The following is a 26,523-nucleotide window of genomic DNA, read 5'->3' as shown; positions in this document are numbered from 1 at the left end:
CTAGTTGGTCCGCCAGAACGTCTTCTCGTAGTGCTTGCCGTTGATCACGACCCAGACGTTGTGCCCGCCGTACCTCGGGGCCGCGCTGCCGATGAAGCACGGCAGGTCGAAGGTCCCGTTCGCGGAGATGTTCCGCGTGTAGGTCCCCGTGCCGTGGAACCGGTGGGGCCCTTCATCGAGGTCGGTCCAGCAGGCCACGCTCTGCGAGCCCGTGTCCCTGAAGTCGTGCGTCGTCACCCTGAGCGTCGCGCACGTGCCGTCTCTGCACTGGTTGGGGTCGATGTAGCCGTTGCCTCGCGACACCACGGCACGGGGGTTCGGCTCCGCGCCGGTCCTGTAGCTCTGGCTCGCCCACGAGCTGCAGCCGGCCTCGTTGCAGGCTCGTGCCTCCACGGTGAACGTGGTGCTGTAGGCCCTGGACGTCCTGAACGTCCACGGCCACGACGTCCTGCTCCCGTTCGAGTCCCAGGACCTCCGGTACTCGATGCGGTCCAGCGACCTGCCGCCGTTGTTGCTCGGGGCCGACACGCGGAACTCTCCCTGGTCGTCCGCCACCCGGGACGAGGTGATGCCGGGCGTGCCCGGTGTCGTGAAGGGCGTCACGGCGTTGGACTGCGCCGACCAGTCCGAGCACGTGAACTCGTTGCAGGCCCGCACGTCGAACGTGTACGACGTCCCGTTGGTGAGCCCCGTGTAGGTGTACTGGGTGTCGTTCCCGGCGTTCGTCGTCCCGGACCCGTTCGCCCGCACCTGGTAGTACGGGCCGTTGCCCCGGAAGTCGGACGTGGCGTTCCAGCTGACGATCGCCCTGCCGTTGGTGTTCTCCCCGAGCCTCGCCGACACCCCGCTGGGCACCACGGGTGTGCCGAAGGGCACCACCGCGTTGGACGCCGCGCTGTTCTCCGACGTGCCCGCCTTGTTCTCGGCGGAGACCCGGAACGTGTAGGTGGACGTCGGTTTCAGGTCCTGGACGGTCTGCGACGTGCTGCTCCCCGAGACCTCGATCGTGCGGACGGCGCTGCCGTTCTCCAGCACGTCCAGGTGGTACGTCTTGATGGCGTCACCGTTGGTGTTCGGCTGTTCCCAGCTGACGGTGGTCTGCCCGCCGACCGCGGTGTCCACGCGCGTGGCCGTGGGTGCACCCGGCTGGAACGGCGGGCCGGCCGGGGTCTCCGGCGCCGACGCCTCCGACCAGTCGGACGGGTCCGGGGCGCGGTTCACGGCCTGGACCCGCACCGTGTACGCCGTGCCGTTGGTGAGACCGTCCCACACGGTGCTCGTGGTGGTCAGGCAGGTCTGCTGGACCTGCCCGCTCGCCGGGGCCGGGCTGATCTCCAGGTTGACGCACTCGATCGGCGAGCGGTCGGTGTAGGTCCGGTTCGTCCAGGAGACCGTGAGCTCCTCGTCGCCGAACTCCAGGGTCGGTGCGGCCGGCGGGTCGGGCTTCTGGTCCGGACGGGCCTCCGCCGAGGCGGGCGACGGCTCGGACTCGCCGACCTCGTTGACCGCCGCGACGGTGAACGTGTAGGTGACGTCGTTGGTCAGCCCGTCGAACGTGCAGGTCGTGGTGGCGCACTCTCGGCTCAGGCCGTCGTGCGTCCGCACCACGTAGCCCGTGACCTCGGCACCGTTGTTGTTCGGCTGCTCCCAGCTCAGCACGGCCGTCTCGGAGCGCACCTCGTCGACGCGCGGGGCGCGGGGCGCGTCCGGCTTGCCGAGCACCGTGACCGTCAGCACGCCGTCGACGTGCCGGTCCGGGTCCTGCGTGGCGTCCTCCACGGTGTACCGCACGCGCAGCACCCCGTGGAAGTTCTCCCCCGGGGTGACGACCACGGACGACCCGTCGACGGAGACGTCCCCCTGCCCGCTCTCGCCGTAGGCGCCCACCAGGGTCAGCGGGGTCTCGGGGAACGGGTTGGAGTCGTTCTCCAGCACCGGGACGGCGATCTGCACGCCCTGGTGCGCGTCGAGCACCTCGTCGGGGGTGGTCTGCACGAGCGGTCGGGTCGAGCCCACCACCGTGACGGACAGCCGGCCCGAGACCGGGGGGTTCACGCCGTCGGACACGGTGAACCCGATGTCGCGCACGGTGCCCTTGGGGACCGACGGATCGGCCTGGGCCGTCACCGTGCCCCCGGACACCGAGGTGCTGATGCCCTCGCTGCCCTCGACCTCGAACGTCAGGTCGTCGCCGTCGGGGTCGACGACGTACCGGGCCAGGTCGACCGCGCTCTCCTCGCCGGCCGCGACCTCCAGCACCGGCGAACCCTCGATCTCCGGGGGCATGTTCTCGGCCGGCGTGACGTCGATCGGCAGGGTGATGACGGAGGTGAGACCGTCCGGGTCGTCCGGGCCGCTGCCGTCGGTGACCTCCACGCTGACGGAGGCCGGCCCGGCGTAGTCCTCGTGCGAGGTGTACACGAGCGTCTCGTGGTCGGTGACCTCGACGCCACCGTCCGTGGCCGTGGCCGAGGACTCCTCGGTGATGCGCGGGGTGCGCTCGTCACGGACCACGACGTACTCCGTGAGCTCGATCGGCAGCGGTTCCCCGCTGACGGCCTGCAACGGTTCGAGCCCGGGCGTGAGGTACGGGCGCGACTGGTTGCCGGGCACCCGGACGAACGCCTTGGCCTCCAGCTCGTCGACGTCGGTGATCGTGTAGACGATGACCTGCGGCTGCGGCGTGAGCTGCACCTCGACCTGCTGGTCCTCGGTGACCCGGACCCCCTCGAGGTCATCCTCGACGGTCACGGTGAGATCGGCGGTGACGCCGTCGGGGTCGACGTCGTTGGCCAGCACGTCGACGGTCACCGCGGCCGAGTCCTGCACCTGGTCGGCGGAGACGACGTCGTCGCGGGCGATCGGCCGGAGCAACGGGGCCTCGTCGTCGACGTTCAGGGTGATCGTGCCGGTGGCCTGCGCGCCGAAGGTGTCCTGGATCGTGTAGTAGAACGAGTACGCGCCCTGCTCCTGCGGGGCAGCGACGATGACCTCGTCGTCGACCACCTCCGGCTCCAGTCCCTCGGGCACCCCTTCGAAACCGTCGGCGAGCAGGCCGATGTCGTCACCGTCGGGGTCGGAGTCGTTCTCCAGGGCGCGGATCGCGACGGTCCGCCCGGGGCGCACCGTGGTCTCGTCGTCGACGGCGCGGGGCCGCTGGTTCGTCTCCGGCGGCGGGACGACCCCCACCCGGACGGTGGCCTCGCCGACGGCGCCGCGGGTGTCCGTCACCAGGTACGTGAAGGTGTCCAGACCGGCGGCCCGGTCACCGGCCACGTAGTCGATGTACCCGTCCACGATCGTGGCGCGGCCCTGGGCGGGAGCGCTCGAGATCGACGTCACCGTGACGTGGTCGCCGTCCGGGTCGGAGCCCTCCAGCGGGAGCGCGATCCGCGTGGTGCGGCCCGCCAGCACCCGGGCGGTCGTGTCCGGCACCTGGGGGGCCGCGTTCTCCTCGGCGGCGTTGATGGTCACCGTCACCTGGGCCGAGTCCTTCTGCCCGTTGGAGTCGACCACCTCGTACACCAGGTGCGCCGTCCCGGGCTCCTCACCGGCGCGGAACCGGACGGTGTCCTCCGAGACGAAGGCCTCCCCCAGCTCGGGGTCCGGCTCCTCCTGGAGCTCGTCGTTGAGCCTGAGCTCCAGGCCGTCCGGATGGGTGTCGTTGCGCAGCACGGGGATCGTCACGATGTCGCCGGCGTAGACCAGCACCTCGTCCGGAGCCGCCTCCGGGGGACGCAGCACGTCGGGCGCCGGGATCGGCACCACCCGTACCTGACCGACGGTGGTGCCCACCGCGTTGGCCGCCGTGTACTCGAAGGTGATCGGCTCGTCCACGCGCCGGGTCTGCGAGATCTTGAGGATCTGGTTGTCGATCACCGTGACGTCGATCGGCAGGTCCTGCGGCAGCGACACGGACTGCACGACGAGCACGCCGCCGTTCGGGTCGGTGTCGTTGGCCAGCACGTCCAGCAGGGCCGTGCCGTCCGTGGGCAGCAGGACCTGGTCGGCCACCACGACGGGAGGTGCGCCGTCGTCCGGCGGGTCGACGACGTCCACACGGATCAGGCCCATCGTCGCGTTCGGGCCGTCGCTGACCTGGTAGGTGATGTCGTACGAGCCGGGCTCGTCACCCTCGACCGTCACCGTGCCCGCGGACAGGTTCGGGGTGACGGACACCCCGTCACGGTCGGCGACGTTGACGAGCCGCAGGGTGTCCCCGTTGGGGTCGGTGTCGTTGCGCAGAGGGTGCACGGTCACCGGCTGACCGGTGAGCGTCGTGACATGGTCACCGACGGCGATCGGCGGCACGTTGGTCGCCACCACGTCGACGAACAGGCGTCCCTCGACCGGGCGTCCCGACGAGTCGGAGACGGTGAGGTCCACGATCTTGCGCCCGGTGGCCGACCCGCCGTCGCGGAACTCGACGCTCCCGTCCGGCCGGAACCGCACCTCGTCGTGCGGGTCGTTGGTGCCGGCGAAGGACAGGAACAGGTCGTCGCCGTCGGGGTCCTGGAAGTACGGGAGCACCTTGATGGTCCCGGTCTGGTCCTGGCCCACCTGCAGCACCGGCTCGCCCGTCTGCACCGGTGCCTCGTTCTCCGACAGCGGCACCACCCGCAGCTCCACCGAGGCCTCGTCGGTGCCGCCGGGGCGCCCGTCGTCCACCTGGTAGGTGAAGCTCACGGTGCCCGTCGCGTCGGCCGGGACGGATGCCTGCAGCGCCGCGCCGTCGAGCACCCGGTGCACCTCGATGTCGCCGTCCGGGCCGTCGAGCACCGATGCCGTCATGACGTCGCCGTCGGGGTCGACGTCGTTGCCGAGCACGTCGAGCACCGTCGTGCTTCCCGGGCGCACACCGAACGTGTCGTCCGCCGCGATCGGGGGGCGGTTCTCCTCGTCACGCGCCGCGACGAACTGGTCGACCTGCTCCGGGATGCTCTCCTCGGACTCGGCCTCCTCGCCCTCCGCGTCCTCCGGCATGGTGAGCTCCCAGTCGTCGACCATCTGGAAGTCGTCCGCGGCCATCCACAGGGTGCCGTTGACCAGGTCGTTGAGCACGATGACGTCACGGTTCACCCGGTACACCAGCGCCGTGTCGGCGCCGATCCCCTCGAGGACCATGTCCTCGTCGCGGTCCGTGCCCGGGCAGTCACGGATCACCTGGCCGGAGACGGACCAGGCACCGTAGGTGCAGCCCCCGAGCTGGACAGGGCGGGCCGGCGTGCCGTTGGCCGACCGCGTGGTGGCGGCGCCGCCGTCGAGCGGCTGGTAGACCAGGCCGCGCGAGGTCGCGAGGGCGACGACGTCGGAGGGCCCCGACGGCTGCTGCAGCTCGGCCTCTGCTCCCCCGTCGAGGTCGACGGCGTCGCCGCCCGGCAGGACGAGCCTGCCGCTCGCACGGTCCAGCACGACGACCTCGTCACCGACCGTCGTGAGGTCGACCTCGCCGTCCGAACGGACGGACAGCCCCACCTCGCTGGTGGCGACGGCCGCACCCTGGGGGCCCGTCTCGATCGTGTAGAGCGTGCCGTCGGAGGGGACGGCGACGAACACGGTGCCGTCCTGGGAGACCACCGCCGATCCTCCGGTCCCGACCTCCAGGTCGGGATCGAGCTCGTCCTCGTCGAACGCGGCCGTCCCGTCGAAGGGCAGCACCCAGACGCGACCGGTCTCGCCGTCGTGCACCACGGTGCTCGACCCGCCCGCGACCACCTGAGCACCGGCGGGGTAGGCCAGGGCGCCCCGCAGCGCGAGCTGGGCCGGGTCCACCGGGCTCGCCGAGCGGTCACCACGGTTCTCCAGCAGCACCCGCTGCGCGTTCTGCTGGACGTCGAAGCTGACGGAGTTGGCGAGCAGCGTGCCGTCCAGCGCCTGGGCCTCGTGGTTGAACCGACCGAGCGTCCCCGTGGAGGTCTGCGTGACCCACACCCCCGAGTCGTTGAGCTCGATGTCCGCCGTCGCCTCGCCGTCGTACCAGAGCGCGAACCCCGCCAGGCCGGCGCCGAAGAGGGCGACGACGCCCCCGGAGACGACCGAGCGGCGGTGCTCGTAGACGCGTGAGACGAGGCTCATGCGGGGAACCCTCCAGTAGTTGTCCAGCACAGGGGCGTCTCGTGGCCGAGCGCGCGCAGCAGCGCGTCCTCGCGCACGGCGCGAGACTGTCCGGATGCCCCCCGGGTGATGTCGACGGCCACGAGGCACGACGACTCCGGACGGAACCTTACCGTTGCCCCAGGAGAACGGACAGGGGATCTCATGGGGAGGACTACCCATGGTGTATGTCCGGATCGTCCGCTCTCGACAGAAATGACCAGCAGGCACCTCCGGCGCCGCGCCGACTACGGTGTCACCAGGAAAGTCACCAGCAGAAGGAGCAACCGCCATGGCCGACTCGTCGTTCGACATCGTCTCCAAGGTCGACCGCCAGGAGGTCGACAACGCCCTCAACCAGGCTGCCAAGGAGATCAACCAGCGCTACGACTTCCGCGGTGTGGGTGCCTCCATCTCCTGGAGCGGCGACGCGATCGTCCTGGTCGCCAACTCCGCCGAGCGCGTCAACGCCGTCCTCGACGTGTTCCAGACCAAGCTCATCCGGCGCGGCGTCTCCCTCAAGGCGATCGACACCGGTGAGGGCGAGCCGCAGGCCTCCGGCAAGGAGTACCGCCTGCCCGCGACGCTCAAGGAGGGCTTGAGCAGCGAGGACGCCAAGAAGATCACCAAGCTGATCCGGGACGAGGGCCCGAAGGGCGTCAAGACCCAGATCACCGGCGACGAGGTGCGCGTCAGCTCCAAGAAGCGCGACGACCTCCAGGCCGTCATCGCGCTGCTCAAGGGTGCCGACCTGGACGTGGCCCTGCAGTTCGTCAACTACCGCTGACCCTCCGCGCGCCCGGGACGGCTGTCTGCGCGCCCCGTGCGCGCAGACGGCGCCGGTGATAGGCGTGGTGGGTGACCCGATTCGGCTTCCACGCCTCCCACGAGCAGATCGCCCCCGGCCCCCTCCTCGACGACGTCCGCGCGGCCGAGCGCGCGGGTTTCACGGCAGCCATGTGCTCGGACCACTTCGCGCCCTGGAGCGCCGCGCAGGGCGAGTCGGGCTACGCCTGGTCGTGGCTCGGCGCGGCCCTGGCCACCACGCAGCTGCCCTTCGGCGTGGTGACCGCGCCCGGGCAGCGCTACCACCCGGCGGTGCACGCGCAGGCCGTCGCGACCCTCGCGAGCATGTTCCCCGGGCGGTTCTGGGCGGCGCTGGGCAGCGGTCAGGCCCTCAACGAGCACGTCACCGGCGATCCGTGGCCGCGCAAGGCCGACCGGGAGGCTCGGCTGCGCGAGTGCGTCGACGTGATGCGCGCGCTGCTCGCCGGGGAGGAGGTGACCCACGACGGCCGCGTCACCGTCGACCGGGCTCGGCTCTGGTCCCTGCCCGAGGTCCCGCCACCGCTCCTGGGTGCTGCGGTCACGCCCGCCACGGCCGGGTGGGTCGGGCAGTGGGCGGACGGGATCATCACGGTCAACCAGCCGCTGGACGTGCTGCGCGAGGTGCTCGACGCGTTTCGCGGCGGCGGCGGTGACGGCAAGCCCGCCGTCCTCCAGGTGCACGTCAGCTGGGCGCCCACCGATGACGCCGCACGACGGCTCGCGCACGAGCAGTGGGCGCCGGCGATCCTCGGCAGCCCCGTCGGCTGGTTGCTGGACCTCCCGCAGGAGCTCGAGGAGATCGCCGCGTACATCGACCCCGACGACATGCACCCCCACGTGCTGGCCAGCAGCGACCCCGGGCAGCACGTGGACTGGTTGGCCGAGCTGGCGGACCTCGGGTTCGACGAGGTCTACGTCCACCACGTGGGGCAGCAGCAGGCCCCGTTCCTCGATCTCTACGGCAGCGACGTGCTGCCCGCCCTGGAGGCAGTGTGACGCACACACCCATCGACACCTACGGCTTCCTGTCCGACTCCCACACCACGGCACTCGTCGGACCGGACGGATCCGTCGACTGGCTGTGCGTGCCGCAGGCCGACGGCCCCAGTCTCTTCGCCCGCATCCTCGACGCGGGACGCGGTGGCTCCTGGCAGGTCGACGTCGTCGACGGCCGGGTCACCGGCCGCCGCTACCTGCCCGGCACCTTCGTCCTGGTCACGACCTGGGAGGCGCCCGAAGGGGTGGCCGAGGTGGTCGACCTGCTGGACGTCCGGCAGACCGACGACCCCGACGAGCTCGACGCGGGGCACCTGCTGCTCCGGCTGGTCCGGGTGGTGCGGGGCCGCGCACGGGTCCGCTGCCGGGTCGACGCCCGGCCGGACTATGCCCGGCAGCGGCCGCGGTGGCAGCAGGACGACGGGACCTGGACCGAGGAGGTCTCGGGTGTCCGGCTGCTCTCCGACGTCCCGCTGGCGGCCGAGGACGGCCTGCTCACGGCGACCGCGGAGCTGGAGGCCGGCGAGTCGGCCACCTGGGGCCTCGCCTACCTGCCCGACGCCCTCGACACGGACTGCCTGGGACGCGGTGAGGAGCTGGCCGAGCGAACCGCCGCGTCGTGGCGCCGGTGGGGTGAGCGAGCGCGCTACGACGGGCCGGCGCACGAGGCCGTGCTGCGCAGCGCCCTGGTCCTGAGGGCGCTCTCCTTCGACGAGACCGGTGCTCTGATGGCGGCCCCGACGACGTCCCTGCCGGAGGAGATCGGCGGCGAACGGAACTGGGACTACCGCTACACGTGGCACCGGGACGCCAGTCTGCACGTGATGGCGCTGCACCTGCTGGGCCACGTCGGGCTGGGTCGCAGCTACGGGGAGTTCCTCGTGGACAGGTGCGTCCGAGGCGTCGAGCGGCTGCGGCCGATGGCCGGGCTGCGCGGGGAGCAGAGCGGTGCGGAGGGAGAGCTCGAGCACCTGGACGGGTACTCGGGCTCGCGACCCGTGCGGATCGGCAACGAGGCCTTCGAGCAGGTCCAGCACAGCACGCACGGGTTCGTGCTCGACACCGCGCTCATCCACCTCAGGGTGGCCGGCGGCCTGCCCCCCGGGCACTGGGAGGCGATGCGCGACGTCGTCGACTCCGCGTGCCGGCAGTGGCGCGAGCCCGACGCCCACATGTGGGAGATGCGGGGTGAACCGCAGCACTACACCCACAGCAAGCTGATGAACTGGGTCGCCATCGACCGGGGGATCCAGCTGGCCGAGGAGCTCGACGACGGCGAGGCCCCGCTGGACGTCTGGCGCCGGAACCGCGACGAGGTGCGGGCCGACATCCTCGAGCACGGCTGGAACCACGAGCTGGGGGCGTTCACGTTGGCCTACGGCGGCACGGCGCTGGACGCCTCGCTGCTGCGCATCGCGTTGCTCGGCTTCCTGCCGGGGGACGACGCTCGCGTGGTCGGGACGATCGACCGCGTCGCCGAGGGACTCGGGGCCGGGCCGGCCCTGATCCACCGGTACGACACCGACGAGGTCGACGACGGCGTCACCGGCGGCGAGGGCGCCTTCCTGCTCTCGTCGTTCGAGATGGTGAGCGCGCTCGTCCTCGCCGGCCGGGCGTCCGAGGCCCGACGACGCTTCGACTGGCTGGTGGACCGTTGCGGACCGCTCGGTCTGTACGCCGAGCAGATGGACCCGGACGGTCACGCGCTGGGCAACTATCCGCAGGCCTTCAGCCACCTCGGGCTCATCGAGGCGGCGGTCGCGCTGCGGTGGAGCGACGACGACGACGTGCTGCGCGCCTGGACGCTGCGACAGCCCGAGGCGTTCGAGGAGCGGTGGTGACGGCGGGCTAGGGTCGGACCATGACGAGCAGCACGGGCCGCCCTCAGCTTGTCGCCACGGACCTCGACGGGACCCTGCTCGGCGCCGACGGCACCGTCTCGGCCCGGACCCGGGCGACGCTCCAGGCCGTGGAGGCAGCAGGGATCGAGATCGTGTTCGTCACCGCGCGCCCGCCCCGGTGGCTGCCCGGGCTGGCGCACTGCGTGGGTGGGCACGGTCGGGTGGTCTGCCTGGGCGGTGCCGCCGTGTGGGACCTCGCGACGGGGACGGCTCTCGAGGTCGACGGCTTCGCGGACCAGGACCTGCGCGACCTGGTGGCGGACCTGCGCTCGGCGGTCCCCGACGTCGCCCTCGCCTTCGAGCGGACCGACGGCCCGGTGTTCGACCCCTGGTTCCCCCGAGGCGAGACCGGGCTCCCGACCTCGGTGCGGGCCGTGCCCGTCGAGGAGACCCTGCCCGACGGCGGCACCCCGGCACCGCCCGGGTCCCCGGTGGGCAAGCTGCTCGCCGTGCGCCCGCAGGCGGCGGCGTCGGTTCGTCCCGGTGACGTCCAGCACGGCGGCACCCCGGGCGACGCCGCGCAGGAGGAGTTCTTCGCGACCGTGCGAGCCGCCGTCGGGCACCGTGCGCACCTCGCGTTCTCCGGGGCGGCGGGGATGGCCGAGCTGCTCGCCCCGCACGTGACGAAGGACGCCGCCCTCGCCCGGTGGTGCGACCGGCGCGGCGTGGCGGCGTCGGACGTGTGGGCCTTCGGGGACATGCCGAACGATCTCCCGATGCTGCGCTGGGCCGGGCGTGGGATAGCCGTGGCCAACGCCCACCCCGACGTCCTCGCGGCGGCCGACGCCGTCGTCGGCCATCATGCCGACGACGGCGTCGCCGCAGCGCTCGAGGAGCTGCTCACGCGGGTCTGACTCAACCGGGCGGGTGGTGGTCCGGCCGCAACCGCGAGACCTCCTCGCGCAGGGCGCGCACCTCCGCCACCAGGCTCTCGACATCGCCGCGTCGGGCCCACAGGTCGTCCGTGCTGTCGCGGCGCTCGGCACGCTCCTCGTCGGTGCGCTCCTCGACGTTCTGCACCAGCCAGGACGACAGCGTCGCCGTCACCACGCCGAGCACCGCGATGCCGCCGAGCATCATGGCGACCGCCACGAACCGCCCGGTCACGGTCACCGGGTAGGTGTCGCCGTACCCGACGGTCGCCATCGTCACGAGCGCCCACCAGAAGCCGTCCCCGACGTTCTGGACGGTGCTGCCGGCGGCGCCACGCTCGGCGTCGGTGACGGCCAGTGCGCCGGCGAGCACCAGGAGCGCCGACCCGGCCACGGCGTACAGGACGACACGACCGCGCATCGCCGTGGCACCCGCGTTGTTGAGCCGCCTGATCGCCTTGACCAGGAGCAGCAACCGCAGCGGACGCAGCAGCGGCACCGCCACGACGGCCAGGTCGAGCAGGTTCCCGCGCACGAACCGCCAGCGCTGCTGGGACAGCAGCAGCCGGGCGACGTAGTCGACGACGAACACCAGCCAGGATCCGAGGACGGCGGCCGCGCACACCGACTGCAGCGTGGCGGACGCCTGCGGCCACACGATCGGGATCGCGTACGCGACCAGGAAGACGCCCGCGACCACGATCAGCGGCCACTCCATCCGTCGCTCCCACGCCGCGACGCGAGGGTCCTCGACGGGCTGCGACGACGGGGTGCGGGGCGGTGACAGGGTGCGGTCGGTCATCGCGGGTCAGCGTAGCGAAACCCGGGTTCCCGCCGGGCCGCTCTGTCGGTGCGCCTCAGTAGCGGGTGATGCCCCCGGGGCCGAAGCCCGAGCCGCCGGCCATCCTCTCGAGGCGCGCGATGCGCTCCGCCATCGGCGGGTGGGTCGCGAAGAGCTTGGCCATGCCGCCGCCGCGGAACGGGTTGGCGAGCATCAGGTGCGAGACGTTCTCCAGGTCGCGCGTCTGGGGCAGGGGCGCCGCGGCGGTGCCCTGCTCGAGCTTGCGCAGCGCGGACGCCAGGGCCAGGGGGTCGCCGGTGAGCTTGGCGCCGTCCTCGTCGGCGTCGTACTCGCGGGTGCGGGAGATCGCCATCTGGATGAGCATCGCGGCGAACGGCGCGAGGATGGCCAGGGCGAGCGCCGCCAGCGGGTTGCCGCCACCGCGACGGTCGCCGCCGCCGAAGATCAGCAGGAACTGCGCGAGCGACGTGATGACGCCGGCCAGCGCCGAGGCCACCGAGGACGTGAGGATGTCCCGGTTGTAGACGTGCATGAGCTCGTGGCCGAGGACGCCGCGCAGCTCGCGCTCGTCGAGGATCCGCAGGATGCCCTCGGTGCAGCACACGGCCGCGTTCTTGGGGTTGCGGCCGGTCGCGAAGGCGTTGGGCGCCTGCGTGGGCGAGATGTACAGCCGCGGCATGGGCTGCCGCGCGACCGTCGACAGCTCACGCACGATCCGGTACATCTCCGGGGCCTCGAGCTCGGTGACCGGGTAGGCGTGCATCGCCTTGATCGCGATCTTGTCCGAGTTCCAGTAACCGACGAAGGTGCCGATGAGGCCGAGCGCCGTGAACAGGAAGAGCATCCCCTGGCTGCCACGGAAGAACACTGCCCACAGGCCCAGGAGCACAGCCCACAGAACCCCGAACAGCAGCACGGTCTTGAGACCGTTGAAGTGCCGATGACCCACGTGCGTTCTCCTTCCAGGCGACACCCGTGCAACGCACGAGGCCCGACCGCGGTTCCCACCGCCGTCGGGCCTCGTGTCACGTGAGGGTCAGGCGCGACCCTTCGCGATGTCGATCATCTCCTCGCGCGGGACGACCTTGATGCGCTCGCGCCCACCGGCCTCGCCGAGGGCGAGCTCGTGGGCGTCGAGCAGGGAGAACTCGTCCCAGGTGACGACGTCGACGCCGCGCTCGGACAGGAAGTCCAGGATCTGCTGCGGCTCGCCGTGGGGGGCGGTCCGGCCGCCGTCGAGGTCGCCCTGCGAGACGTCTCCGCCGTCGGGCACGCCGGTGACGTCCTCGACGAGGTGTCGGACGGTCTCGGACGCGTCGGACTTGGTGTGCCCGATGAGGCCCACGGGGCCACGCTTGATCCAGCCCGTGGCGTACACGCCGCCCAGGTGCTCGCCGTCGAGGTCGACGACGCGCCCCTCGCGGTTGGAGATGACGCCCTTGAGGTCGTCGAAGGGGATCTCGGGCAGCGGCGAGCCGAAGTAGCCGACCGCGCGGTAGACCGCCTGGACGGGCCACTCGTGGAACTCGCCGGTTCCCTTGACGGTGCCGTCACCCTGCAGCGCGGTGCGCTCGGTGCGCAGGCCGGCTACCTTCCCGTCCTCGCCGACGATCTCCGCGGGCGCCTGCAGGAAGTGCAGGTGGATGCGTCGCGACGCCGTCTGCTGGGACGGCTCGACGAGGGTCCAGTCGGTGAGGGTCTTGACGACCTGCTTGGTCTGGTTGGTCGCCTCGATCGCGGCCATCGACCCCTCGTCGAAGTCGTAGTCCTCGGGGTAGACGACGATGTCGACGTCCGGCACGTGCCCCAGCTCGCGCAGCTCCAGCGGGGAGAACTTCACCTGGGCGGGGCCGCGGCGGGCGAAGACGTGCACGTCGGTGACCGGGGACGCCTCGAGACCGGCCTGCACGTTGGCAGGGATCTCCGTGGTCATCAGGTCCTTCGGGTGCTTGGCCAGGATGCGGGCGACGTCGAGCGCGACGTTGCCGGCACCGAGGACCGCGACCTCCTTGGCCTCCAGGGGCCAGGTGCGCGGCACGTCGGGGTGGCCGTCGAACCAGGACACGAAGTCCGCGGCGCCGTAGGAGCCGTCGAGGTCGATGCCGGGGATCGTCAGGTCGGCGTCCCGGATCGCGCCGGTCGAGAAGATCACCGCGTCGTAGTACTGGCGCAGGTCCTCGAGCTTGAGGTCGACGCCGTAGTTGACGTTCGCCAGCAGTCGCACGTCGCCCTTGCTCAGCACCTTGTGCAGGGCGCCGATGATGCCCTTGATGCGCGGGTGGTCGGGGGCGACGCCGTAGCGCACGAGGCCGAACGGGGCGGGCAGACGCTCGAAGAGGTCGATGCTGACGTCGAGGTCCGTCTTGGACAGGATGTCCGCGGCGTAGATGCCCGCGGGTCCTGCACCGACGATCGCGACGCGCAGAGGTCGGGAGCTGCTCACTGCGAGGTACGCCTTCCGGATCGGGGCTTTGCGTGGGTGTCGATTCTACGAGGAACTCCGGGCACGGAGGTGAGGGTTACCTCACGTCCACCGACGCCCAGCATGCTGGCTGGACGCCCAGGTTCTCACATCCGTCCCGAGGTGTGAACAGGTCGTCTCACATGGCGAGCGGTTCATGACCACTCATCGTGCCAGCCGTTCCACCACCGCCCCGTACACCCCCGGCCACCGCGCCGCCGCCGGGACCACACCCCGCCGGACCGGCGACGTCGCCGCCCCGACCAGGCCCGACGTCAGCCACCGGTAGTCCCGCGTCACGCGCCGCCACGCACGCTCGTAGCCCGCGCCGTCGTCGAGGAGCGCCACGGCGGCGCGCGCCTGCGCGAACCCGACCCGCAGCCCCTCCCCCGTCAGCGCGTCGACGTACCCCGACGCGTCGCCGACGAGCCGGACCCGGCCCCGTACGCGAGCCCTGGTCCGGACGCGCAGCGGCCCGGCCCCGCGCACAGACCCCTCCGCCTCCCGCGCCAGGCGCCCCGCGAGCTCCGGGATCGTCGCGAGCTCCGCGTCGAAGTCCATGCCGACCGGGCCGAGCAGCGCCACCCCCACCAGGTCGGGCGCCACCGGGGTCACGTAGGCCTCGACCCGAGGACCCCAGTGCACCTCCACCTGGTCGGACCACGGCGCCACCCGGTAGTGCCGACGCAGCCCGAACCGCCGGCCGGCCCTCGACGAGGGCCACCACGACCTCGGTGCCCGGCGCCCCGGCACCACCTCGAGCCCCACCTCGCGACGCACCCGCGAGTGCAGCCCGTCGCAGCCCAGCAGCCACCGGGCGCGCACCCCGCCCGCCGTGACGCCGTCGTCGTCCTGGGCCACCGTGCCCGCACGTCGCGGCACCACCACGGCCCCCTCGGCGAGCGCCGCCTCGTGGAGCCGGGCGTGCAGCGTCGTGCGCCGCACCCCGCGTCCGGGCCCGTCGCGGAACCGGTGGTCCGCGACCCGGCCGTCCTGGCGGTAGGAGATCCCTGCCAGGTCCCATCCCGCCGGGTCGACGCCGAGCCGGCGCACCGCCGTGAGCGTGCCCGGAAGCAGCCCCTCGCCGCAGGCCTTGTCCACCGGGACGCCCCGCGGCTCGAGGACGGCGACGTCGAGCCCGGCCCGCCGGGCCTCGATCGCCGCGGCCAGGCCCACCGGTCCGCCCCCGACGACCAGGACGTCCGTGTCCGGGCTCACCGCCGGCCGTCGCCCCGCGTCGGCTCGTCGGCGAGGCGCAGCGCCCGCTCCTCGGCCGGGATCCGGAAGCCCAGCAGCAACCAGGCGTTCAGCACCGTGAAGCCGACGGCCGTGATCCACGCCGAGTGCACCAGCGGCAGCGCGATCCCCTCCAGGGCCACCGCGACGTAGTTGGGGTGCGGGATCCACCGGTACGGCCCGCGGCGCACGAGCGAGGCCCCGGGCACCACGATGACGCGGGTGTTCCACTGCGGGCCCAACGTGGCGATGCACCACCAGCGCAGCCCCTGGCTCACCAGCACGAGCACGAGCATCGACCAGCCCAGCCACGGCAGGAACGGGCGGTCGAGCACGACCACTTCGACCACGCACGCCACCAGCAGCCCGGTGTGCAGCAGCACCATGGGTCCGAAGTGCCCGCGGCCGGACTCGACGCCCCCACGCTCGAACGACCAGCGGGCGTGGCGGGCGGAGACCACCAGCTCCGCGAGACGCTCGAACCCGGTCGCCACCACGAGCGCGACGTACAGCGCGACGCTCATGCGGCAGCCTCCTCACGTCCGCGCAGCAGCACCAGCTCGGTGGCCACGCCGGGCCCGAACGCCATGAGCACGGCCCACTCCCCCGGCGCCGGCTCACCGTCGGCCAGCGTCGCGGCGAGCACGTGCAGCACCGACGAGGAGGACAGGTTCCCCTCGGCCGCGAGCGTCGCCCGGGTGCGCGCGACCGCGCTCTCCGGCAGGTCGAGCGCGCCACGGACCGCGTCCACGACCTTGGGACCGCCCGCGTGCACCACCCACGTGCCGACGTCGTCCGCCGTCAGCCCCTGAGGTGCCAGCAGGTCCTTGACGTCCCCGGCCAGGTGCGCTCCCAGGAGATCGGGAAGCTCAGGAGACAGCACGATGCCGAACCCGGTGTCCCGCACGTCCCACCCCAGGGCGTGGGCCGTCCCGGGGTACAGGTGGCTGCGGGTGCCGACCAAGCGCGGCCCGGCGGCCGACCGCGGTTCCACGTCGTCACCGGCGACGACGACGGCGCTCGCCCCGTCGCCGAACAGGCCCGACGAGACGAGGTTGGCCGTCGAGGTGTCGTCGCGCTGGAAGGTGAGCGAGCACAGCTCCACCGAGACCAGCAGGGCGAGCCGGTCGCGATGGCCGACGAGGTGCTCGTGCAGGTGCGCCAGCCCGGCCGCCCCGCCGGCGCACCCCAGGCCGAAGGACGGCACGCGGCGGACGTCGGGCCGCAGCCCCAGGCGGTGCACCAGCGCGGCGTCGAGCGAGGGCGCGCCGATCCCGGTCACGGACGTGAAGAACACCAGGTCGATCTCGTCGGGTGCGACGTCCGCGTCCGCGAGCGCCGCCCGGCACGCCTGCTCGGCCAGATCCGTGCCGACGCGGACGAAGTGGGCGTTGGCGTCACCGAAGGACGTCAGGTCCTCGTACTCGTCGATCGGCAGCGCCAGGTGCCGGGTGGTGACCCCCGAGGCGGCGTGCACCCGGTGGGCGAGCCTGCGGCGGGGTCCCTCCGGGGCGAGCAGCGGCACGATCACGTCCGAGATCTGCTGCTGCGGGTAGACGTCCGGGGGTAGTGCGGGGGCGACGGCCAGCACGTGGGACATGCTAGGCATCGTGGCACCTCGGCGGCCTCGCCGCGCGGGCACTAGGTTCGCAGGCATGACCAGACTGGGATCGCAGGTCCGCGCGATGGCCGCGGCCACCCACCCGGCACCGGCCGCGGCGGTCACCCTGTTCGCCGCCCTGCTGGCCGTGGAGGTCGCGACGAGCCCCGGTGGTGCCCTCGTGGTCACGGCCGCCGTCGGCGCGGGCCAGCTCTCCATCGGCTGGAGCAACGACTGGCTCGACGCCGCCCGCGACCGCCAGGTGGGGCGGTCCGACAAGCCGACGGTCTCGGGCCGGGTGAGCCCGGCGACGCTGCGCACCGCGGCGTTCGTGGCCCTGGCCGTCAGCACCGTGCTCGGCTTCGGCGTCGGCGTGGTCGCCGGCCTGGCCAACCTCGGCGTGCTCGCCGGCGGCTGGACCTACAACCTGTGGTTCAAGCGGACCGTCCTGTCGTGGCTGCCCTATGCCGTGGCGTTCGGGCTGCTGCCCGCGTTCGTGGTGGCCGGTGGTGGTGGCGACCAGGTCGTGGCCGGATGGGCGGTGCTCGCCGGTGCCCTGCTCGGCGTCGGCGCGCACGTCGCCAACGTGCTGCCCGACCTGGACGACGACGCGGCGACCTCGATCCGCGGCCTGCCGCACCGGCTGGGTCGCCGGACCTCCAGCGCGATCGCGCCGCTGGTGCTGGCGGCGGGGAGCCTCGTGACGTACCTCGGGCCGGCCGGGACGCCCTCGGCGACGAGGAGCGTCCTGACCGTCCTCGCCCTGGCCCTCGCCGTCACCGGTGGCGTCCTCGGTGTCGTCCGGCCTCGTAGCCGGGCACCGTTCCTGCTCAGCATGGCCGTCGCGGGCCTGTGCGTGGTCCAGATCGTGGCGGCCGGCGACCTCGTGGCGGTCTAGCGGCGGACCGCAGCGCGCGGGGCGCTCAGCCCGCGCCGGGCACCGGCGCCGTACCGCTCAGCTCGGCGACGGCGCGGTCGACGTCCGCCCCGACCCGGCCGACCATCGCCGGCAGCGGGCGGTAGGCCGGGACGAGCACCACCGCCGTCAGGCCGTCGTGCGCCCAGACCGCCGGCACCTCCCGGCCGCCGTAGACCGCGGGACCGTCCGTGACGCCGTCGGGCGTGCGCTGCACCACCCAGCGTGGTCCGTCGTCGAGACGTCCCCACACCTCGAGCTCCGTGGGCGTGACGACGACGGCCACCGGGCTGCCGCCCATCGCCAGCCAGCCACGCGCCGAGGCGCCCTGGTGGCGCGCAATGTCCCGCATCTCCGCGGTCGTGAAGCCCGGGACCACCACCATGCCCGGGCGGTGCCGGGCGGCGCGGGCCGCGCACGACACGACACGGCGGGACATCGTGGCGAAGACGACCGCGAGGATCACGACGACGAGCAGCAGGCCGATCCAGATCGCCGCGGCGTCGGTGTCACCGGCGCGCACGTCGGCCACCAGGCGCAGCCCCGACACGGCGGCGAGCGTGACCATCGCGGCCAGGAAGACGGTGCGCATGTTCCGGACGTTCACAGATCGAGCCTCTCCGTCGACGGCAGGACGACGCGGACACTACCCGAGACCGGTGCGCCGCCTGCCTGTGGACAGCGACGACGCCGCACCTCGTCTCGCCTACGATCCTCAGGTGCCCACCCTCGTCGAACGTGCCCTGCACGAGGTGACGCCGTACCGGCGGCGCATCGCCGTCGGTTGCGCCGTCTCCGCCGTCTGGGCCGTCTGGGCGAGCGGACCGGGGTGGTCGACGCCCGCGCTCGTCGTCGCGGCGCTGGCAGGCGTCGCCCTCGGTGTGATCGACGGCGCGAGCCACCGGTTGCCCAACGCCCTGACCTACCCGGCGACCGCCGTCGTCGCCGTCCTGCTCGCTGCGGCGGCAGCCGGCGACGGCTCGTGGGACGCCGCGCTGCGTGCGCTCCTCGGGGCCCTGGCCCTCGGGTGCGGCTACCTGTTGCTGCACCTGATCAGCCCGTCGGGGCTCGGCCTGGGCGACGTGAAGCTCGCCGTCCTGCTGGGGCTCGTCGGCGCCTGGTACGGCTGGAGCACGCTCTGGGCGACCGCCCTGCTGCCGTTCGTCCTCGGCGGGCTCGTGGCGACCGCGCTCATCGTGGCGCGGCGGGCCACCCGGAAGACCGCCATCGCGTTCGGCCCGTTCATGCTGGTCGGCGCGGCTCTCGCGCTCACGGCCGCCCGGCTCACGGCGCCCTGAGCCTCGCCCCCGGGAGGTTCGGCCGGCCTCAGACGGCCCGGTCGGCCAGCGCCGTCGCCAGGTCGTCGAACGCCTGCTTGACCGGGCCCTCGGGCAGCGGCGCGAGCTCGGCCGCCGCCTCGCGTGCCCAGCGCACGGCCAGCTCGCGGGTCTCGGCCAGCACGCCGTGCTCGCGCAGGTCCGCCACCACGGAGGCCAGGGCGGCGTCGTCGGACAGGTCCCCGTCCAGGCGGGCCAGCAGCTCGATGTCCGACGGCGTCGCCTCACCCCGCTCGACGCGGCGGCGCAGCAGCAGCACCGGCATCGTCGGCACGTGCTCACGCAGGTCGGTCCCGGGCGTCTTGCCGGACTCGTCGCCCGAGGAGGCGACGTCGAGCACGTCGTCCGCGAGCTGGAACGCCACCCCGACCTTCTCGCCGTACCCCGTGACCGCCTCGACGATCGGCTCCGAGCAGCCACCGAACATCGCACCGAGCCGCGCCGAGGTCGCCAGGAGCGACGCCGTCTTGTCGCTGAGCACCTTCAGGTAGTGCTCCACGGCGTCGGCGCCCGCGGCCGGCCCGGTCGTCTCGTGCAGCTGGCCCAGGCACATCCGCTCGAACGTGCGCGACTGCAGCACGACGGCCTCCGGGCCGAGGCCGGCCACCAGGGCCGACGCGCGGGCGAACAGCAGGTCCCCGACGAGGATCGCCACGGTGTTGCCCCACACCGAGTGCACCGACGGCGCGCCCCGGCGCACCGGGGCGGAGTCCATGACGTCGTCGTGGTAGAGCGAGGCGACCTGCGTGAGCTCGACCACCACGGCGGCGTCGACGAGCCGTGGGTCCGCGCCGTCACCCAGCTCGCCGGCGAGCAGGGTCAGCAGCGGCCGGAACCGCTTGCCGCCGGCCGCGATGAGGTGGCGCGACGCGTCGTCGGCCAGCGCATCGGTGGACGCCACGGCCTCGTCGAGCGCGGCGTCGACCAGCGCGAGCCGTCCCGCGAGCCGGTCCGCCAGCTCGGGGTCGCTCACGGGGATGGCGGTCGGCAGCGCGGCGGCAGCGCCGACGGCGTCAGAAGCACGGGTCACGGTCCGAACCTATCTGCCCGAGCACGGCAGCGGCGAACCGAGGATCACGGCTGCACGGGCCGGAACGACGCCGCCTGGCCCGCCCAGTCCAGCGCGAGCTGCGGGACCACACCGAGCAGCACGACCCCGACCGCGCAGATCACGATGGCGACCGTGGCGAACCCCCGCGACGAGAGCACCACGACGGGCGCCCGCCGGAGCGTCCTGGCAGGAGCCAGGGTCCGGCCCGCCGCAGCGCTCGACCCCGCACCGTCCGCGGCGAGGTCGGGGGCATCCTGGCCCTCGGTCGCGACCTCGGCGTCCTGGGCTCCCTCGGCGTCCTCGGCGGGAGGAGTGAGCACCATGAGCACGATGAGACGCACGTAGAAGAACACCGCGACCGCCGAGGCGAGCACACCGACGACCGCCAACGGCCACGCGCCCGCCACGACTGCCGCCGAGAAGACCCCGAACTTGGCGATGAAACCTGCCGTGAGAGGGATCCCGGCCATGGAGAGCAGGAACAGCGAGAACGCTGCGGCCAGCCACGGTGCACGACGGGCCAGCCCGGCCCAATGCGACAGGTGCGTCGCCTCACCGAGCACCACCCCGTCGGCGTCCTGCTCACGCACGAGCGTCACCACCGCGAACGCGCCGAGCGTCGCCAGCCCGTAGGCGAGCACGTAGAAGAGCACGGCCTGCGCGCCCGTCTCGGAGAAGCCCACGAACGCCACCGTCAGGAACCCGGCGTGCGCGATCGACGAGTAGGCGAGCAGGCGCTTGACGTCGGTCTGCACCGCACCGGCGACGGTCCCGACCAGCATCGTCAGGATCGCCACGGCCCACAGGCCGACCTCGAGGTTGCGACGCAGCTCCTCGTCGAGGCCGAGCGAGAGCGTGAAGACCACCCGGACCAGCGCACCGACGGCAGCGGCCTTCACGCAGGCCGCCATGAACCCGGTGATGGGAGTCGGGGCGCCCTGGTAGACGTCCGGCGTCCACATGTGGAACGGGGCGGCACCGATCTTGAACAACAGCCCCACCGTGATGAGCAGCACCCCCGCGATCACCAGGGCAGGCATGAGCTCGAGGATCGGGCCGCCCGGTTGCGCCATGCGGAACAGCGCCGTCTCGAGGCTCACGGTGCCGGCGAACCCGTAGACCAACGCGATGCCGAACAGCATGATGGCGCTCGCGAACGAACCGAGCAGGAAGTACTTGAACGCGGCCTCCTGGCTGAGCAGCCGACGGCGCCGCGCGGTCGCGCACAGCACGTACAGCGGCAGCGACAGCACCTCCAGGGCGATGAACAGCACGATGAGGTTGTCCGTGGCGGGGAACAGCAGCATGCCACCGGTCGCGAACAGCACCAGCGGGTAGATCTCCGTCTGCTGCAGGCCCGCCTCCCGGGCGGCGTCCTCGTAGGTGGTGCCCGGGACGGCGGCCGCCGTCGGCGCGAAGGCGTCGTCCCCCGTGCGGGTGCGGTCCGCGATGACCAGCACGCCCAGGATCGCCAGGACCGCCACCACCGCCTGGATCCCCAGGGTGAAAGGTGTGAGCAGGAACGTGCCGTTGACCACGAACGCGAACCCGTCCGTGGCGACACGGTCCCACAGCAGGGCGACGGCCACGACCGAACCGACCAGCGCCGCCAGCGTCAGCACCACCTGGACGGCGCGCCGGACCCGGTCGGGGACGAACGCCTCGATCAGGACGCCGACCACGCCCGCGGCGAGCACGACCAGGACGGGCGACAGCACGGCCCAGTCGATGACAGGTGCCTCGAACTCCATCACTGCTCGCTCCCCTCGAGAGCCCCGAGCACGGGCTCCGGATCGGTCTCACCCACGTGCTCGACGGACACGCCCGCCGGTTCACGGACGTAGTCCAGCGCCGGTCCGGGCACGAGCCCGAGGACCACCAGCGCGGCCACGAGCACCCCCGCGACCGTCTTCTCCCGGACGTCCAGGTCCTTCGCGCCGACGACCTCGGCGCCCACCTCGCCGGTGAACATGCGCTGGTAGGTGAGCAGCACGTACACCGCGGCCAGGACGACCGCGGGCACAGCGACCAGCACCGCCGCGGGCCACCGTGCGTACGCCCCGAGGAACACCATGATCTCGGAGACGAACGTCGCCAGACCCGGCAGCGCGAGCGCCGAGAGCCCGGCGACCAGGAAGGTCCCCCCGAGGACCGGTGCGACCTTGCGCATGCCGCCGTAGTCCGCGATCTGCTGGCTGCGCCGCGGGTGCCGGGCGATCGTGAACCCGGCCAGGAGGAACAGCGCACCGGTGGAGATCCCGTGGTTGAGCATCATGAAGCTCGCCCCGGAGATGCCCAGCGACGTGAAGGTGAAGATCCCCAGGATGATGAACCCGAAGTGCGACACGGAGGTGTAGCCGATGAGGCGCAGCACGTCGGTCTGACCGATCGCGAGGATCGCGCCGTACAGGATCGAGATGACCGCGAGCACGATGATCGCGGGTGCCGCCCATCGGCTCGCCTGCGGGAACAGCGGCAGGCACAGCGTGAGCATCCCGAAGGTGCCGACCTTGTCCAGGACGCAGATCAGCAGCGTGGAGGTTCCCGGGGTGGCGTTCTGCGTGACGTCCGGCAGCCACGTGTGCACCGGGAACATCGGCGCCTTGATGGCGAAGGCCAGGAAGAAGGCGGCGAACATCAGCCGCTCGGCCGTGGGGTCGAGCGCCAGACCGGTGAGATTTTCAGTCAGGAACGCGTCCTCGGGACGCAGCCCGGTGGCCGGGTCGACCGGTACCTGCAGGTACAGCGCGACCACGGCGGCCAGCATGACCAGCCCGCCGGCCAGGGAGAACAGCAGGAACTTCACGGCCGCGTAGCGTCGCTGCGCACCCTGCCCGAACCCGCCGATGAGGAAGTAGGCCGGGATGAGCATGGCCTCGAAGACCACGTAGAAGAGGAACACGTCGCGCGCCGCGAACACCACGACCATGAAGGACAGCAGCACCAGCACCGTGGCCAGGTAGCGCCGCAGCCGGACGTGGTCACCGCCCTGCTCGCGCCAGGCCGCCAGGATCACCAGCGGCACGAGCCCCACGCTCAGGGCGACCAGCAGCAGCGACACCCCGTCGACGCCGACGGCGTAGCTCGCCCCGAGCGCCGGGATCCACGCGTAGGTCTCGGTGAGCTGGTGCGTGCCCGCCGTCGAGGTGTCGAACGCCCCGAAGGCGCCGACCAGCAGGGCGACCTGCACCAGGGAGCCGACCAGAGCCACCGTGCGGGCCGAGCCGGCGCTGAACGCGCCGCCGCCGCTCGCTGCTCCCGAGGCCGGACGGCCGCGCCCGGCGCCCGTGAGCACCGTCGCCAGGGCCGCGACCAGCGGCCACACCACCAGGGCGGTCAACCAGGGAAAGCTGGACATCGTCATCCCTTCCATGTCTCAGCTCGCCCCCTGGCCGGAGAACAGCCAGATCACGAGCACGATCACACCGAGACCGCCCAGGGTCATCGCGGCGTACTGCCGGACGTAGCCGGACTGCAGCCCCCGCAGCCAGGTGCCGAACCGTCCCACTCCCCCGGCCAGCCCCAGCCACCCGGCGTCGACGGCGGTCCGGTCGGCGAAGACCAGCGAGCGGGTCAGCACCTTCCCCGGCAACATGACGACCGCCTCGTTGACGTCGTCCTGGTGCAGGTCCACCCGGGCCGCACGGACCACCGCCGGAGCGGGAGGCGGCGTCGTCGGTACCGGACGCATCGCGTACTGCACGAAGGCGAGCGCCAGCCCGGCGGCCACCAGCGTCAGGGTGAGCGTGATGATCAGCCAGATCGGCAGCACCGGGTCGTGGTGCTCGGCATGGCCCGTCACGGGCTCCAGGAAGTGCACGAACCGCTCGCCCGCGTTGAGCGCGAACCCGAGCCCCACCGACCCCACGGCCAGCACGATCATCGGCAGCGTCATGAGCCACGGCGACTCGTGCGGGTGCCGCACGGGGGTGCCGTCCGACCCACCCTCGCGCCCCGCACCGCCGGCGAGCTCGGTGACCCACCGGCGTCGGCCCATGAACGTCATGAAGAACAACCGGGACATGTAGTAGGCGGTGATCCCCGCGCCGAGCAGCGCGACGGTGCCGAAGACCCAGGGCCGCCAGCCCTCGCCGACGAACGCCGCCTCGATGATCTTGTCCTTGGAGTAGAAGCCGGAGAACGGCGGGACACCGAGGATGGCGAGCCAGCCCAGGCCCATCGTGATCGCCGTGACCGGGAGCAGCCGGGCGAGGCCGCCGAAGCGGCGCATGTTCACGTCGTCGTCCATCGCGTGCATCACCGAGCCGGCCCCGAGGAACAGGCCCGCCTTGAAGAAGCCGTGCGTCACCAGGTGGAAGATCGCGAACGCGTAGCCGACCGGGCCCAGGCCCGCCGCCAGCATCATGTAGCCGATCTGCGACATCGTCGAGGCGGCCAGCGCCTTCTTGATGTCGTCCTTGGCACAGCCGACGACCGCCCCGAACAGCAGGGTGAGCGCACCGACCACGGCGATGACGAGCTGGGCGTCCGGGGCGGCCTCGAGGACCGGCCCGGAGCGCACCAGGAGGTAGACGCCCGCGGTGACCATCGTGGCCGCGTGGATCAGGGCGGAGACCGGCGTCGGGCCGGCCATCGCGTCGCCGAGCCACGCCTGCAGCGGCAGCTGGGCCGACTTGCCGCAGGCCGCCAGCAGGAGCAGCAGCCCGATCGCCGTCGTCGTGCCCTGGTCCGCCGCACCGGCCGAGCCGAGCACGGTGGAGAAGTCCACCCCGCCGAACGTCGCGAGCATGAGCATCATCGCCGCGATGAGCCCCATGTCGCCGACCCGGTTCATGACGAACGCCTTCTTGCCGGCCACCGCGTTGGGCAGGTGGTGGTCCCAGAACCCGATGAGCAGGAACGAGGCCAGGCCCACGCCCTCCCAGCCGACGAACAGCAGCAGGTAGGAGTCCGCCAGGACCAGCAGCAGCATCGCCGCGACGAACAGGTTGAGGTAGGCGAAGAACCGGCGGCGGTCGCGGTCGTGGGACATGTACGCCACGGAGTACAGGTGGATCAGCGAGCCCACCAGCGTGATCAGCATGACGAAGGTCATCGACAACGGGTCCACCTGGAACCCGACGTCCACCTGCAGCGGACCGACGTCGATCCAGCTCGCCACCGTGTGCACGCCCACCCGCTGGTCGGGGTCCGCGGCGAGCATGTCGAGCAGGATGACCAGGCCGATCACGAACGTGGCGGTCGAGGCGAGCACGCCGAGCCAGTGCCCCCACCGGTCGCTGCGACGCCCGACCAGGAGCAGCAGGGCCGCCCCGATCAGCGGCGTGGCGACCAGCCAGGGCGCGAGGGAGAGTGTCTGCATCGTCATCGAAGTCGTCGGCCCCTCTAGCTCTTGAGCAGGTTGACGTCGTCGACCGAGGCCGACCGGCGGGCGCGGAAGATCGTCACGATGATGGCCAGCCCGACCACGACCTCCGCGGCGGCCACCACCATGACGAAGAACGCCAGCACCTGACCGGTGATGTCGCCGTGCATGCGGGCGAAGGTCACCAGCGCCAGGTTCGTCGCGTTCAGCATCAGCTCGATCCCCATGAACACGACGATCGCGTTGCGCCGCAGGAGCACCGTGGTGGCACCCAGCGCGAACAGGATCGAGGCGAGGTAGAGGTAGTTCACGAGATCCATCAGCGGGTCTCCTCCTCAGGACGGTCGGAGCGCGCCGGGGCCACGTCGTCGGAGCCCTGTCGCCGTTCGACAAGGGTCTCCTCGGCCGTGAGCAGCTCCGTCGCGGACCGCTGCTGCCCACGGATGCGCAGCACCCGCGGCACCGAGTGGTCGAGCGGGCGCCCGTCGGGCCCGAGCGCCGGGGTGTCCATCGCGTTGTTCTGCGCGTACACACCCGGGGCGGGCAACGGGGTGAGATGGCGCCCCGTGGGCAGCAGCGCGACCTTCGCCTCGGCCAGCGCCCGCTGAGTGGGCTTCTTGCCGAGCCGACGCCGGTGCGTCAGGACCAGCCCGGCGAGAGCCGCGGTGACGAGCAGGATGCCCACCACCTCCATCGCGACCACGTACTCCCCCAGGAGCACCCGGGCCAGGGCGACCGGGTTGGTGACCGCGTTGGCCTGCTCGAGGCCGACCGACGGCGGGAACGTCGCCTGCGCGACGACACCGAGCAGCACCGCCGCGAGCCCCAGACCCAGCAGGACCCCGATCCAGCGCTGCCCGCGGATGGTCTCGGTGAGGGAGTCCGCGGCGTCGACGCCCACCAGCATCAGCACGAACAGGAACAGCATCATCACGGCGCCCGTGTAGACGACCACCTGGACGATCCCCAGGAACGGGGCCTCCTGGGCCACGTAGAGCACCGCGAGGCCGATCATCACGAAGACGACGCACACCGCGGCGTGCACCGCCCGGCGGACCACCAGCAGACCGGCGGCGGCGATCACCATGAGCGGGGCCAGGACCC

Annotated in this window: 20 protein-coding genes; 6 read left to right on the top strand and 14 right to left on the bottom strand. The window is 72.4% G+C overall.

What is annotated here, in order from left to right; all coding sequences use genetic code 11:
- Nucleotides 1-6,075, bottom strand: a complete 6,075-nt coding sequence (locus HDG69_RS03640) for an Ig-like domain-containing protein (protein ID WP_171782395.1) — start codon at nt 6,073-6,075, stop codon at nt 1-3.
- A gap of 310 nt (nt 6,076-6,385) precedes the next feature.
- Between HDG69_RS03640 and HDG69_RS03635 the strand changes: the two genes are divergently transcribed.
- The 4 genes from HDG69_RS03635 to HDG69_RS03620 all read left to right on the top strand — a co-directional run bounded on the left by HDG69_RS03635 (nt 6,386) and on the right by HDG69_RS03620 (nt 10,672).
- Nucleotides 6,386-6,880 (top strand): YajQ family cyclic di-GMP-binding protein, encoded by a 495-nt coding sequence (locus HDG69_RS03635; RefSeq protein ID WP_171782394.1) that lies wholly within the window; start codon nt 6,386-6,388, stop codon nt 6,878-6,880.
- 71 nt (nt 6,881-6,951) lie between these two features.
- Complete coding sequence (locus HDG69_RS03630; RefSeq protein ID WP_171782393.1) at nt 6,952-7,917, top strand: TIGR03885 family FMN-dependent LLM class oxidoreductase; 966 nt, start codon at nt 6,952-6,954, stop codon at nt 7,915-7,917.
- Entirely contained in the window at nt 7,914-9,758 is a 1,845-nt protein-coding gene (locus HDG69_RS03625) for a glycoside hydrolase family 15 protein (protein ID WP_171782392.1), read from the top strand. The genes HDG69_RS03630 and HDG69_RS03625 overlap by 4 nt, the downstream gene beginning before the upstream one ends.
- Before the next feature lie 20 nt (nt 9,759-9,778).
- Nucleotides 9,779-10,672, top strand: a complete 894-nt coding sequence (locus HDG69_RS03620) for an HAD family hydrolase (protein ID WP_171782391.1) — start codon at nt 9,779-9,781, stop codon at nt 10,670-10,672.
- Between the two features lies 1 nt (nt 10,673).
- Here the strand turns inward: HDG69_RS03620 and HDG69_RS03615 are convergent, their stop codons facing one another.
- The 6 genes from HDG69_RS03615 to HDG69_RS03590 all read right to left on the bottom strand — a co-directional run bounded on the left by HDG69_RS03615 (nt 10,674) and on the right by HDG69_RS03590 (nt 16,789).
- The gene (locus tag HDG69_RS03615) at nt 10,674-11,492 is read right to left on the bottom strand and encodes a potassium channel family protein (RefSeq protein WP_216645141.1); all 819 of its coding nucleotides are present in this window, start codon (nt 11,490-11,492) and stop codon (nt 10,674-10,676) included.
- Nucleotides 11,493-11,547: 55 nt separating this feature from the next.
- Nucleotides 11,548-12,441, bottom strand: coding sequence for a zinc metalloprotease HtpX (gene htpX / locus HDG69_RS03610; RefSeq protein WP_171782390.1), 894 nt, complete (start codon nt 12,439-12,441; stop codon nt 11,548-11,550).
- Nucleotides 12,442-12,528: 87 nt separating this feature from the next.
- Nucleotides 12,529-13,935 carry an FAD-dependent oxidoreductase gene (locus tag HDG69_RS03605; protein WP_171782389.1) on the bottom strand — a complete coding sequence of 469 codons (1,407 nt, stop codon included), beginning with the start codon at nt 13,933-13,935 and terminating at the stop codon, nt 12,529-12,531.
- A 183-nt stretch (nt 13,936-14,118) separates the two neighbouring features.
- Complete coding sequence (locus tag HDG69_RS03600) at nt 14,119-15,171, bottom strand: FAD-dependent monooxygenase (protein WP_171782388.1); 1,053 nt, start codon at nt 15,169-15,171, stop codon at nt 14,119-14,121.
- On the bottom strand, nt 15,168-15,713 hold the full coding sequence (locus HDG69_RS03595) for an isoprenylcysteine carboxyl methyltransferase family protein (protein WP_171782387.1): 546 nt from the start codon (nt 15,711-15,713) through the stop codon (nt 15,168-15,170). The genes HDG69_RS03600 and HDG69_RS03595 overlap by 4 nt, the downstream gene beginning before the upstream one ends.
- Nucleotides 15,710-16,789: a type III polyketide synthase gene (locus tag HDG69_RS03590; protein WP_171782386.1), complete on the bottom strand. Its 1,080-nt coding sequence runs from the start codon at nt 16,787-16,789 to the stop codon at nt 15,710-15,712. Before HDG69_RS03590 ends, HDG69_RS03595 begins: the two co-directional genes overlap by 4 nt.
- 55 nt (nt 16,790-16,844) lie before the next feature.
- On the opposite strand from HDG69_RS03590, the gene HDG69_RS03585 reads away from it, so the two are divergent.
- Nucleotides 16,845-17,687, top strand: a complete 843-nt coding sequence (locus HDG69_RS03585; protein ID WP_171782385.1) for a UbiA family prenyltransferase — start codon at nt 16,845-16,847, stop codon at nt 17,685-17,687.
- Between the two features lie 25 nt (nt 17,688-17,712).
- On the opposite strand, the gene HDG69_RS03580 is transcribed toward HDG69_RS03585, so the two are convergent.
- Nucleotides 17,713-18,312 (bottom strand): hypothetical protein, encoded by a 600-nt coding sequence (locus HDG69_RS03580; RefSeq protein WP_171781747.1) that lies wholly within the window; start codon nt 18,310-18,312, stop codon nt 17,713-17,715.
- A gap of 112 nt (nt 18,313-18,424) precedes the next feature.
- Between HDG69_RS03580 and HDG69_RS03575 the strand changes: the two genes are divergently transcribed.
- A complete protein-coding gene (locus HDG69_RS03575; RefSeq protein ID WP_343036231.1) occupies nt 18,425-19,003 on the top strand; it encodes a prepilin peptidase in 579 nt (192 codons plus the stop codon).
- A 28-nt stretch (nt 19,004-19,031) separates the two neighbouring features.
- Here the strand turns inward: HDG69_RS03575 and HDG69_RS03570 are convergent, their stop codons facing one another.
- From HDG69_RS03570 to HDG69_RS03545, 6 genes are read right to left on the bottom strand one after another with little or no spacing between them, the layout of a single operon-like run.
- A complete protein-coding gene (locus HDG69_RS03570; RefSeq protein ID WP_171782383.1) occupies nt 19,032-20,072 on the bottom strand; it encodes a polyprenyl synthetase family protein in 1,041 nt (346 codons plus the stop codon).
- Nucleotides 20,073-20,116: 44 nt separating this feature from the next.
- Nucleotides 20,117-21,844 carry an NADH-quinone oxidoreductase subunit NuoN gene (nuoN, locus tag HDG69_RS03565; protein WP_171782382.1) on the bottom strand — a complete coding sequence of 576 codons (1,728 nt, stop codon included), beginning with the start codon at nt 21,842-21,844 and terminating at the stop codon, nt 20,117-20,119.
- Entirely contained in the window at nt 21,844-23,457 is a 1,614-nt protein-coding gene (locus HDG69_RS03560; protein WP_425484017.1) for an NADH-quinone oxidoreductase subunit M, read from the bottom strand. The genes nuoN and HDG69_RS03560 overlap by 1 nt, the downstream gene beginning before the upstream one ends.
- A gap of 12 nt (nt 23,458-23,469) precedes the next feature.
- Nucleotides 23,470-25,416: an NADH-quinone oxidoreductase subunit L gene (gene nuoL, locus HDG69_RS03555; RefSeq protein ID WP_171783153.1), complete on the bottom strand. Its 1,947-nt coding sequence runs from the start codon at nt 25,414-25,416 to the stop codon at nt 23,470-23,472.
- A 23-nt stretch (nt 25,417-25,439) separates the two neighbouring features.
- Nucleotides 25,440-25,739: an NADH-quinone oxidoreductase subunit NuoK gene (gene nuoK, locus HDG69_RS03550; RefSeq protein WP_171782380.1), complete on the bottom strand. Its 300-nt coding sequence runs from the start codon at nt 25,737-25,739 to the stop codon at nt 25,440-25,442.
- Nucleotides 25,739-26,506 (bottom strand): NADH-quinone oxidoreductase subunit J, encoded by a 768-nt coding sequence (locus HDG69_RS03545; protein ID WP_246256165.1) that lies wholly within the window; start codon nt 26,504-26,506, stop codon nt 25,739-25,741. Before HDG69_RS03545 ends, nuoK begins: the two co-directional genes overlap by 1 nt.
- Nucleotides 26,507-26,523: the final 17 nt, after the last annotated feature.

The organism is Isoptericola halotolerans, from assembly GCF_013149785.1.
GTDB classification, from domain to species: domain Bacteria; phylum Actinomycetota; class Actinomycetes; order Actinomycetales; family Cellulomonadaceae; genus Isoptericola; species Isoptericola halotolerans.
The sequence above is the reverse complement of the archived record's forward strand: the minus strand, read 5'-3'. Positions and strand labels throughout refer to the sequence as shown.

Excerpts from the sequence above, each read along its gene's own strand:
- HDG69_RS03585 (WP_171782385.1), top strand. The coding sequence starts at position 16,845 with ATGACCAGACTGGGATCGCAGGTCCGCGCGATGGCCGCGGCCACCCAC.
- nuoN (WP_171782382.1), bottom strand. The coding sequence starts at position 21,844 with ATGGAGTTCGAGGCACCTGTCATCGACTGGGCCGTGCTGTCGCCCGTC.
- HDG69_RS03595 (WP_171782387.1), bottom strand. The coding sequence starts at position 15,713 with ATGAGCGTCGCGCTGTACGTCGCGCTCGTGGTGGCGACCGGGTTCGAG.
- nuoK (WP_171782380.1), bottom strand. The coding sequence starts at position 25,739 with ATGGATCTCGTGAACTACCTCTACCTCGCCTCGATCCTGTTCGCGCTG.
- HDG69_RS03620 (WP_171782391.1), top strand. The coding sequence starts at position 9,779 with ATGACGAGCAGCACGGGCCGCCCTCAGCTTGTCGCCACGGACCTCGAC.
- HDG69_RS03640 (WP_171782395.1), bottom strand. The coding sequence starts at position 6,075 with ATGAGCCTCGTCTCACGCGTCTACGAGCACCGCCGCTCGGTCGTCTCC.
- HDG69_RS03560 (WP_425484017.1), bottom strand. The coding sequence starts at position 23,457 with ATGACGATGTCCAGCTTTCCCTGGTTGACCGCCCTGGTGGTGTGGCCG.
- nuoL (WP_171783153.1), bottom strand. The coding sequence starts at position 25,416 with ATGCAGACACTCTCCCTCGCGCCCTGGCTGGTCGCCACGCCGCTGATC.
- HDG69_RS03615 (WP_216645141.1), bottom strand. The coding sequence starts at position 11,492 with ATGACCGACCGCACCCTGTCACCGCCCCGCACCCCGTCGTCGCAGCCC.
- HDG69_RS03590 (WP_171782386.1), bottom strand. The coding sequence starts at position 16,789 with ATGTCCCACGTGCTGGCCGTCGCCCCCGCACTACCCCCGGACGTCTAC.
- HDG69_RS03545 (WP_246256165.1), bottom strand. The coding sequence starts at position 26,506 with ATGGTGATCGCCGCCGCCGGTCTGCTGGTGGTCCGCCGGGCGGTGCAC.
- HDG69_RS03635 (WP_171782394.1), top strand. The coding sequence starts at position 6,386 with ATGGCCGACTCGTCGTTCGACATCGTCTCCAAGGTCGACCGCCAGGAG.